This is a genomic window from Bilophila sp. 4_1_30, assembly GCF_000224655.1.
Taxonomy (GTDB): Bacteria; Desulfobacterota; Desulfovibrionia; order Desulfovibrionales; family Desulfovibrionaceae; genus Bilophila; species Bilophila wadsworthia.
On the sequence record NZ_JH114232.1, the window covers coordinates 512,041 to 521,644 of the forward strand.

At 61.1% G+C, this 9,604-nt stretch carries 7 protein-coding genes; 2 read left to right on the plus strand and 5 right to left on the minus strand.

Annotated features, from left to right (window positions below):
- Window positions 1-211: 211 nt before the first annotated feature.
- The 5 genes from lepA to HMPREF0178_RS08955 form a co-directional block, all read right to left on the minus strand.
- Window positions 212-2,017, minus strand: a complete 1,806-nt coding sequence (gene lepA, locus HMPREF0178_RS08935) for a translation elongation factor 4 (protein ID WP_005028211.1) — start codon at window positions 2,015-2,017, stop codon at window positions 212-214.
- 302 nt (window positions 2,018-2,319) lie between these two features.
- Window positions 2,320-2,994 carry an amino acid ABC transporter permease gene (locus tag HMPREF0178_RS08940; protein ID WP_005028212.1) on the minus strand — a complete coding sequence of 225 codons (675 nt, stop codon included), beginning with the start codon at window positions 2,992-2,994 and terminating at the stop codon, window positions 2,320-2,322.
- 3 nt (window positions 2,995-2,997) lie between these two features.
- Window positions 2,998-3,864 (minus strand): amino acid ABC transporter ATP-binding protein, encoded by an 867-nt coding sequence (locus tag HMPREF0178_RS08945; RefSeq protein ID WP_009380284.1) that lies wholly within the window; start codon window positions 3,862-3,864, stop codon window positions 2,998-3,000.
- Between the two features lie 11 nt (window positions 3,865-3,875).
- Window positions 3,876-4,565: an amino acid ABC transporter permease gene (locus HMPREF0178_RS08950; RefSeq protein WP_009380286.1), complete on the minus strand. Its 690-nt coding sequence runs from the start codon at window positions 4,563-4,565 to the stop codon at window positions 3,876-3,878.
- Between the two features lie 389 nt (window positions 4,566-4,954).
- Window positions 4,955-5,707, minus strand: coding sequence for an ABC transporter substrate-binding protein (locus HMPREF0178_RS08955; RefSeq protein WP_005028215.1), 753 nt, complete (start codon window positions 5,705-5,707; stop codon window positions 4,955-4,957).
- A gap of 492 nt (window positions 5,708-6,199) precedes the next feature.
- Between HMPREF0178_RS08955 and speA the strand changes: the two genes are divergently transcribed.
- Both speA and HMPREF0178_RS08965 read left to right on the plus strand, forming a co-directional pair.
- A complete protein-coding gene (gene speA, locus HMPREF0178_RS08960) occupies window positions 6,200-8,122 on the plus strand; it encodes a biosynthetic arginine decarboxylase (protein ID WP_009380288.1) in 1,923 nt (640 codons plus the stop codon).
- A gap of 246 nt (window positions 8,123-8,368) precedes the next feature.
- Window positions 8,369-9,556 (plus strand): saccharopine dehydrogenase family protein, encoded by a 1,188-nt coding sequence (locus HMPREF0178_RS08965; RefSeq protein ID WP_005028217.1) that lies wholly within the window; start codon window positions 8,369-8,371, stop codon window positions 9,554-9,556.
- Window positions 9,557-9,604 lie beyond the last annotated feature (48 nt).

A 9,604-nucleotide genomic window follows, 5' to 3' on the forward strand; every position in this document is an offset into this window, starting at 1 on the left:
TTATTGAATCCCTGTTCCCGGGTTTCCCTATGGGCGGAAGGTTGAGCGGGTGTATGGCTCCTTGGTTTCCGGCATAGACGGAAAAGAAAAAAGAGCTATGTAGATTGGCCTGTTGGAATGGAATGGCTCAAATAAGGAAAGGACAGATTCCAAGAATCTGTCCTTTCCTTTTGCTATGGAATCGGGAGAGGTATGCCCCCTCCATTGCTTTCTACTCGTCCCCGACCTGCAAGGCGGCGAGGAAGGCTTCCTGAGGCAGCTCGACGTTGCCCATGCGCTTCATGCGCTTTTTGCCTTCCTTCTGCTTTTCGAGGAGCTTGCGCTTACGGGTAATGTCGCCGCCGTAGCACTTGGCGGTTACGTTCTTGCGGAGCGCGGAAATGGTTTCGCGGGCGATGACCTTCTGGCCGATGGCGGCCTGAATCGCCACTTCGAACATCTGGCGCGGGATGGTGCGCTTGAGCTTGAGGGCAAGCGCACGCCCGTAGGCGTAGGATTTGTCCTTGTGCACGATGACCGCGAGGGCGTCCACGGCTTCGCCATTCAGAAGGATGTCCAGACGCACGAGGTTCGAGGCCCGGTAGTCGATCACTTCGTAGTCCATCGAGGCGTAACCGCGCGTGGCGGACTTCAGGCGGTCGAAGAAGTCGAACACGATTTCCGCAAAAGGCAGCTCGTAGGTGATGACGACGCGGTTCTGGGCCAGATACCCCATGTTCTTCTGGATGCCGCGCTTTTCCTCGCAGAGCTTCATCACGTTGCCGACATAGTCGCTCGGGACGTGGATGTCGATGCGGACGTAGGGCTCATAGAGGTTGGTGATGCGGGCGGGATCGGGGAGCTTCGACGGGTTGTCGATTTCCGTGGTCTTGCCGTCCGTCGTCTCCACCCGGTAGATGACCGAGGGGGCCGTGGCGATGAGGTCCACCTGAAATTCGCGTTCGAGGCGTTCCTGAATGATCTCCATGTGCAGGAGGCCGAGGAAGCCGCAGCGGAAGCCGAAGCCGAGGGCCTGCGAGGTTTCCGGTTCCCACGAGAAGGCCGCGTCGTTGAGCTGGAGCTTTTCCAGCGCGAACTTGAGCTGTTCGTAATCGCTCGGATCGGACGGGTAAAGGCCGCAGAAGACCACCGCCTTCACTTCCTTGAAGCCGGGCACGGCCTCGGCGCAGGGGCGTTCCGCCAGCGTAATGGTGTCGCCGACCTTGGCGTCGCCCAGTTCCTTGATGTTGCCGCAGAGGAAGCCCACCTCGCCCGCGGAAAGCTGATCCATGTCGCGGGACTCGGGCGAGAACACGCCGAGCCGGATGACTTCGTAGGTCTTCTTCGTGGCGAACAGCTCGATCTTGTCGCCTTTGCGGAGCGTCCCGTCCATGATGCGGAACATGACCACGACGCCCTGATAGGAGTCATACCACGAGTCGAAAATGAGTGCCTTGAGCGGCGCGTTGGGGTTGCCCTCGGGCGCGGGCAGGCGCTCCACAATGGCTTCGAGCACGTCTGGCACGCCGTCGCCGGTCTTGGCGCTGACGGGCAGGGCCTTGGAGCAGTCCAGCCCGATGTCTTCTTCAATTTCGGACTTCACCCGCTCCACGTCGGAACTCGGGAGGTCGATTTTGTTGAGGACCGGGATGATCTCGTGGTTGTGGTCAAGAGCGAGGTAGACGTTGGCGAGCGTCTGCGCCTCCACGCCCTGCGTGGCGTCCACCACCAGCAGCGCGCCTTCACAGGCCGCCAGTGAACGGGAGACTTCATAGTTGAAGTCCACATGGCCGGGCGTGTCAATGAGGTTCAGCAGGTACTGCTTGCCGTTTTTTGACTTGTAGGGGATGCGGACGCTCTGCGCCTTGATGGTGATGCCGCGCTCGCGTTCGATGTCCATGCGGTCAAGGTACTGGTCGCGTTTTTCGCGTTCCGACACCAGCCCCGTGATCTCAAGGATGCGGTCGGCGAGCGTCGACTTGCCGTGGTCGATATGGGCTATAATGCTGAAATTGCGGATATGTTCCTGTACGGGCATTGAAGCATGTCCTTTTTTCGAGAATGGGTGGTGCCTCCGGCGGCAAGGGGCTGCCGCCCCTTGACCCTGCTTGGGGGGAATGATTCCCCCCAAACCCCCTCGGTTATGGAAACGCGAGAGGTTGTGGCTTTATGTCGGTTGTGTCGTTTTCTTAAAAAATGGAATAAACGGCGTTGCCGTTTATTCTGTGGGTAATGGAACCTCATTGTGTCGTTTCCGTTTACGCCGGGGTCCGGGGGGAGGCTCTCCCCCCGGCGGAGTCTGAGGCGGAGCCTCAGCGGGTGCAGGGCGGCGCCCTGCGCTTACTTCTTCCCGAAGCCGGGAATGGCGAACTTGCGTTCGAGCTTCTGGAGGAACCACGTGGCGAAGGAGACAAGGACAAGATAGTAGATGCCCGCCACAATGTAGACTTCCGTGGGCCGGAACGAACGCGAAACAAGTACCTTGGCCTCGCCGGTAAGCTCGATGCAGGTGATGATGTAGGCGAGGGAGGAATATTTGATCAGATAAATGATTTCGTTGCCGCAGCCGGGCAGGGCGCGCCGGGCTGCCTGCGGGATGACTACCCAGAGGATGGTCTGCAGCTTGGTGAACCCGAGGGCATAGGCCGCCTTGATCTGCCCCTGCCGGATGGAGAGCAGCGCGCCGCGGACGTATTCCGACTGGTACGCGCCCGTGCAGAGGATGAAGCCGAGCACGGAGGCGGGATAGGGCTCGAGGTAAATGCCGAGGTTGGGCAGGCCGAAATAGAGGATCATGAGCTGCACCACGAGCGGCACGCCGCGGAAGATGGTGGTGAAGCCGTTCCCGAGGCTGCGGAGCCACTTGGGGCCGAAGACGCGGGCCACGCCGGTGAGGACGCCGAGCACGAACCCGATGGTCGCGGAGGGCACGATCAGGGCGATGGACATGACGAGCCCCCGGTTGAGCGCGGGGAGGACCGTCTGGAAGATGAAGTCGGGATCAAGCCACTGCATCGTCTAGTCCTTTTTCGGGGCGTCGGGGATCATGGACGATTCGCTGCCGTCGTCGGTGATGTCGTGGGACAGGTCGCCGGTGAGGAGTTCGCTGACCGTGGGCTCGTCGGATTTTTCGGTGCCGCGCAGGTCGAACAGCTTGCCGCAGAAGTCGCTGGTACGCGTGCCGGAGCCGGGGGCCAGCAGCACGTCGGGCGCACCCTGCTCGATGATCTTGCCCTGTTCCATGAACAGGATGTCGGTGGCGAGGGCGCGGGCGAAATCCATCTGGTGCGTGGCCATGATCATGGTCATGCCGCCGTCCGCGAGGTCACGGATAACCGAGAGCACTTCGCCGACAAGCTCGGGGTCGAGGGCGGAGGTAGGCTCGTCGAGGAGCATGACCTTGGGGTCCATGGCGAGGGCGCGGGCGATGGCGACGCGCTGCTTCTGCCCGCCGGAGAGCTGGGCGGGGTAGAGCGCGGCGCGCTTGGCGAGCCCCACGCGGCTGAGTTCGGTCAGGGCGCGGTTGCGGGCTTCGGCCTTGTTGCAGCCCATGACCTTGCGCAGGGCGATGGAGACGTTCTCCTCGGCGGTGAGGTGATCGAACAGGTTGAAGTCCTGAAAGATCATGCCGACCTGCTGCCGCAGGGCGCACAGTTCCCTTGTGTCGCGGGCGTTGACCTTCTTCCCCTCAAGCCAGATGTCGCCGGAGTCCGGGGGCAGGAGGTAGTTGAGGCACTGGAGAAACGTGCTTTTGCCGGCACCGGAAGGGCCGATGACCACTTTTACGTCGCCTTTGTGCACATCGAGGGACACGTCGTTGAGGATCGTTTTGCCGCCGAGTTTTTTGACGATGTTGGTGGCGCGCAGGATAGGGGTGGTGTTCATGGTGACGTGCCTCACATGGAGCCGCTGACGGCGTAACCGGGAATATGGACCTTGCGTTCCAGCACGCGGAGGATGTGCACGCCCACAAGGGTGATGCCGAAGTACAACAGGCCTGCCGTGATGTAGAGCGGCAGGTGCTCGTAGGTCCGCGAGGCCACGAAGTGGGTGCGGGCCATGATTTCCGGGGTCCCGAGGACGAAGCACAGGGCCGAGTCCTTGAGCAGGATGGAAAATTCGTTGGACCAGCCGGGGATGGACAGGCGCAGGGCCTGCGGAAGGACGATATGCCGGATGGCCTGCCCGTCGTTCATGCCGAGGGCGCGGGCCGCGCGGAACTGGCCCACCGGGAGCGTCTCGATGGAGCCGCGGAAAATCTGGGACTGGTAGGCCGCGCTCGCCATGCCGAGGACGAGGCAGGACGCAGTGATGGTGGACAGGTTCAGGCCGATGACCTCGAACAGCCCGAAATAGAAGAGGAACAGCAGGAGCAGGATGGGCATTCCCCGGAAAAACCACACATAGACGCCGATGAGGCGGCGGATGAACGAAGGGCCGTACACTTGCAGCACGGCGAGGGGAAGGCCGATGCAGAACCCAAGCGCCAGAGATCCGATGACGGTGATGAGGGTTACGACGCCGCCCTGAAGGATGTAGGGCAAGGCGTTGAGAATAACCGGGATTTTGTCCACTATTTCCAGCATCTCGACTCACGGAATGGGGGTTGAGGGTCAAAGCGTTCCCAAATGGGGAATGCCCGAACGCCGAACGCATGTCCGGCGCGCCGCAACACGGCGTGGATTCCGCCGAAAACGGTGTTTTCCGGCTGAATGGATTTTGAAGCGTAGCGCCTTTCAAAGGAAACACGCTCTGCGCAGGGCCCGTAGAAGGGCTTGCGCGCCCGGAACCGGAGGGTCTGGGCGGATGCCGAAGACCGCGCCCGCTCCGCGAAAAGCGTTCTAGCATACGCCAGTCTTCCCGAAGAGGGAAGCCCTGACAACAAGGCGGCGACGGCGGAGAGAGGCCGCGTCGCCGGTCTTGCGTAAGCGCGTCGAAAACGCCGGGGGCCGTGCGGCCCCCGGCGTGAGCGTCATTACTTGTTGCCGAGGTACTTGGCCTGGAGTTCCTTCCAGTAGGGATCGGCCTTGAGGAGCTTGTAGCCTTCGTTGACGAGCTTCATGGTTTCGGCGTCGTCCTTGCGGATGGCCACGCCGAACTCGTCGGAACCGAACACGCCCACTTCCTGCACGGGCTTGCCCTTGCGCATGGCGTCTTCGGCGGGGGCGGCGTCAAGGCCGATGGCGTCGATGCGGCCGTTCAGAAGGTCTTCGATGGCCATGGGGCCGGAGTCATAGAAGCGCAGCTGATAGTTGTACTTCTTTTCGGCCTGCGCCTTCTGGAGCATTTCGTGTTCGTTGGTGCCGCGCTGGACGCCGAGTTTGATCTTGCCGTTGTAGATCTGGTCTTCGGTGACCTTGGAGCCCTTCTTGGTGATGAAAATCTTGCGGATGGTCCAGTAGGGATCGGAGAAGTTCGCCTGCGCCTTGCGTTCGGGGCTGATGCTCATGCCGGAGCAGACCATGTCGATCTTCTTGGCGAGCAGGGCGGGGATGATGCCGTCCCAGTCCATCGGCTTGTGCTCCACGGTAAAGCCCATCTTCTTGGCGATCCAGTTCATGGAGTCGACGTCGAACCCGGCGGGCTTGCCGGTTTCGTCCACGTAGGCGAACGGAGGATAGTTGGCGTCGATGCCGTTGATGAGGTGCTTGCCGGCGGCCAGGGCGGGGGCGGCAAGAGTGATGGAGAGCAGCAGAGCTCCGAGCCAACGAAGAGCAATCCGTTTCATTTTTTCCTCACTGAGGGTTGGGCGTGGTCAAACCTGCACCTAAAACCGGACAGGAAAACACAAGACGATTCCGGAAGCGGCCGAAGCGGAAGTCCGGCTGATTCCAAACCTTTCTCCTAGCACAGATATTTTTGCCGCGCAATCATGCCGCGCCCGGAAGGCCCCGCTCCGCCGGGGTGCGGAATCCTTTGCGAAAACGCGCCGCTCCGCACGGAGGGCTGGGCTCTGGCTTGTTGACAATATTGTCTTTTTGACGGTATATTCTAAACCGTATTTGACTGTTTTTCGTACGCGCAGGCCGCCCCGGTTCCCCCGGATTTTCTCCCGAGGAACGGGGCGTTTTCCTTCCGGAGCGTATCGTTCGTCAAACGGCGCGGAAATGTCACCCCGCAGCCGCATGGGCGGCGTAGGCTTGGAACGCGTTGCGATGGCTGTGTCACGGGGCAGGGGTCCCGCGCCTGTTCAACCGATTACCTTGAGAGGTTCCGTTACGTGGCGATAAAACGCACTCTCCAGCAATGGAGTGTGGAAGATTCCACCGAACTGTACGGCATCCGTAACTGGGGAGCCGGCTACTTCGGCGTTTCGCCCGAGGGCGATGTCGTGATTTATCCTTCCGGCGAAAACAAGGGCGTAGCCGTCAGCGTCCCCGAGGTCATTCGGGGTATGCGCGAGCGCGGCTACGACATGCCGGTCCTGTTGCGCATTGAAAACATTCTTGATTCGCAGATCACCCTGCTGCACGAGTCGTTTCGCAAGGCCATCACCTCGCTCGGCTACAAGGGCGAATACCGCGGCGTCTTCCCCATTAAGGTGAACCAGCAGCAGCATACGGTCGAGAAAATCGCCCAGTTCGGCTCGCGCTTTCACCACGGCCTCGAAGTCGGTTCCAAAGCCGAACTCATTTCCGCCATTTCCCAGCTCAAAGACCCGGAAGCCTGCCTCATCTGCAACGGCTACAAGGACGAGGAGTTCATCGACCTCGGCCTCTCCGCCGTACGTATGGGGTTCAAGTGCATTTTCGTCATGGAAATGCCCGGCGAGCTGGAGCTGATCCTCGAACGCTCCGCCGCGCTCGGCGTGCGCCCGCTCCTCGGCGTGCGCGTCAAGCTCATCACCAAGGGCAGCGGCCACTGGGCCGGTTCCTGCGGCGAACGCTCCGCCTTCGGCCTGACCACGGCGCAGGTGGTGGATATCGTGGACACCCTGAAGCAGCACGACATGCTCGACTGCCTCCAGCTCCTGCACTACCACCTTGGTTCGCAGGTCCCCAACATCCGCGACATCCGTACCGCCGTCATGGAGAGCACCCGCGTCTATGCGGGCCTCGTGCAGGAAGGCGCGAAGATGGGGTATCTCGACCTCGGCGGCGGCCTCGCCGTGGACTACGACGGCTCGCACACCAACTATGTGAGCAGCCGCAACTATTCGATGGACGAATACTGTACCGACGTCGTGGAAGCGGTCATGACCATCCTCGACCAGCAGGGCATCGAACACCCGCACATCGTTACGGAATCGGGCCGCGCCACCGTGGCCTACTATTCCATCCTTCTGTTCAACATCCTCGACGTGAGCATCGCCGAAACGGGCGAGAGCATCCCCGATGTCCTGCCCGAAGACGTGCCGGAACCGGTGGTCAACCTCCGTGAAGTCTTGCAGGGCCTGTCCGTCCGCAACCTTCAGGAGTGCTACAACGACGCCGTCTACTACCGGGACGAAATGCGCCAGCTGTTCATAACCGGACGCGTTACGCTCCGGCAGCGGACGCTCGCGGACAAGTACTTCTGGGCGATCATCAACCGCATCGCCGAGGAAAAGGAAAAGCTCAAGCACACGCCCAAGGAACTCGCGGACATCGACAGCACGCTTGCCGACATCTACTACGGCAATTTCAGCGTGTTCCAGTCACTCCCCGACGCGTGGGCCATCGATCAGCTGTTCCCGGTCATGCCGGTGCACCGCCTGACGGAATTCCCGTCCCGCAAGGCGGTCATTTCGGATATCACCTGTGACAGCGACGGGCGCATCGACAAGTTCATCGACCCGCAGGGTATGCGCACTTCCCTCGATCTGCATCCCCTTGTGGACGGCGATGAATATTATCTCGGCGTGTTCCTTGTGGGCGCGTATCAGGAAACCCTCGGCGACCTGCACAACCTGCTCGGGGACACCAACGTCGTGTCCATCCGCATCAGCGAGGACGGCTCCTACCAGTTCGTCCGCGAGATCAGGGGCGATTCCGTGGCCGACATCCTCGACTATGTGGAATACGATCCCCGGCGCATCCTTGAGGATCTCCGTGAAGCCGCCGAACGGGCCGTACGTGAAAAGCGAATCACGCCCTCGGAGCGTTACAAGATCCTGCAAACCTTTGAAGACGGTTTGCGCGGCTATACCTACTTCGAGCGGTAGAATGCCTCCGGCGGCAAGGGGGCTACCGCCCCCCTTGACCCCCTATCCGGGGGGAATGATTCCCCCCGGACCCCCTCGGTCATGGATGGGCGGCGGTAATGCCGCCGTATGCCGTGCCGGGGTGTTCGGAGCATATGATTGATACCGTTTCCCGAAAACGGAAGACGGTGATTGACCATCAAGCCGGGCCAAGGGATTGAGTCCCTTGCAGGGGCCGGGGCAGAGCCCCGGAAAAAGGAGAAAAGAATGGCACGAGTTCTTATTATCGGCGCGGGCGGCGTCGGCAGCGTTGTGGCGCACAAGTGCGCGCAGAATCCCGAAGTTTTCACCGAGATCATGCTGGCGAGCCGTACGGTTTCCAAGTGCGACGCCATTGCTGCGAGCATCAAGGAGCGCACGGGCCGCATCATCGAGACGGCGCGCGTGAACGCCGACGATGTGCCCGAACTGGTGGCGCTGATCAAGCGCTACAAGCCCGTCATGGTGATCAACGTGGCCCTGCCGTATCAGGATCTCACCATCATGGACGCCTGCCTTGAAGCGGGCGTGCACTACATGGACACCGCCAACTACGAGCCGCTGGATGTGGCGAAGTTTGAATACAAGTGGCAGTGGGCCTATCAGCAGAAGTTCAAGGACGCCGGCCTGATGGCCCTGCTCGGCAGCGGCTTCGACCCCGGCGTGACCAACGTGTTTGCGGCCTATGCCCAGAAGCATCTGTTCGACGAGATCCACGTTCTTGACATCATTGACTGCAACGCGGGCGACCACGGGCAGCCTTTCGCCACGAACTTCAACCCGGAAATCAACATCCGCGAAGTGACCGCCAAGGGCCGTTACTGGGAACGCGGCGAGTGGGTGGAAACCGATCCGCTTTCGTGGTCCATGACCTACGATTTCCCGGACGGCATCGGGCCCAAGAAGTGTTTCCTCATGTATCACGAGGAGCTTGAATCCCTTGTTCAGAACCTCAAGGGCATCCGCCGCGCCCGTTTCTGGATGACCTTCTCCGAGAACTACCTGAACCATCTCAAGGTGCTCGGCAACGTCGGCATGACCGGCATCGAGCCCGTGGAGTTCCAGGGCCAGCAGATCGTGCCCATCCAGTTCCTCGGCAAGCTCCTGCCCGATCCGGCCTCCCTCGGCCCGCTGACCAAGGGCAAAACCTGCATCGGCTGCGTGATGAAGGGCGTGAAGGACGGCAAGGAAAAGTCCGCCTACATTTACAACATCTGCGATCACGAAGCCTGCTACGCCGAAGTCGGCAGCCAGGCCATTTCCTACACCACCGGCGTGCCCGCCATGATCGGCGCCATGATGATGGTGACCGGCAAGTGGATGCAGCCCGGCGTCTGGAACATGGAGCAGCTCGATCCCGATCCGTTTATGGAGCAGCTCAACCTCCGCGGCCTCCCCTGGGTCGTGCAGGAGTAGTTTGGAAGGCTGATTGAGAAAGATTGGAGGGGGCGGGGGAACTTTTCT

Coding starts and splice junctions, on each gene's coding strand:
- lepA (WP_005028211.1), bottom strand. CDS start 2,017: ATGCCCGTACAGGAACATATCCGCAATTTCAGCATTATAGCCCATATC.
- HMPREF0178_RS08940 (WP_005028212.1), bottom strand. CDS start 2,994: ATGCAGTGGCTTGATCCCGACTTCATCTTCCAGACGGTCCTCCCCGCG.
- HMPREF0178_RS08945 (WP_009380284.1), bottom strand. CDS start 3,864: ATGAACACCACCCCTATCCTGCGCGCCACCAACATCGTCAAAAAACTC.
- HMPREF0178_RS08950 (WP_009380286.1), bottom strand. CDS start 4,565: ATGCTGGAAATAGTGGACAAAATCCCGGTTATTCTCAACGCCTTGCCC.
- HMPREF0178_RS08955 (WP_005028215.1), bottom strand. CDS start 5,707: ATGAAACGGATTGCTCTTCGTTGGCTCGGAGCTCTGCTGCTCTCCATC.
- HMPREF0178_RS08965 (WP_005028217.1), top strand. CDS start 8,369: ATGGCACGAGTTCTTATTATCGGCGCGGGCGGCGTCGGCAGCGTTGTG.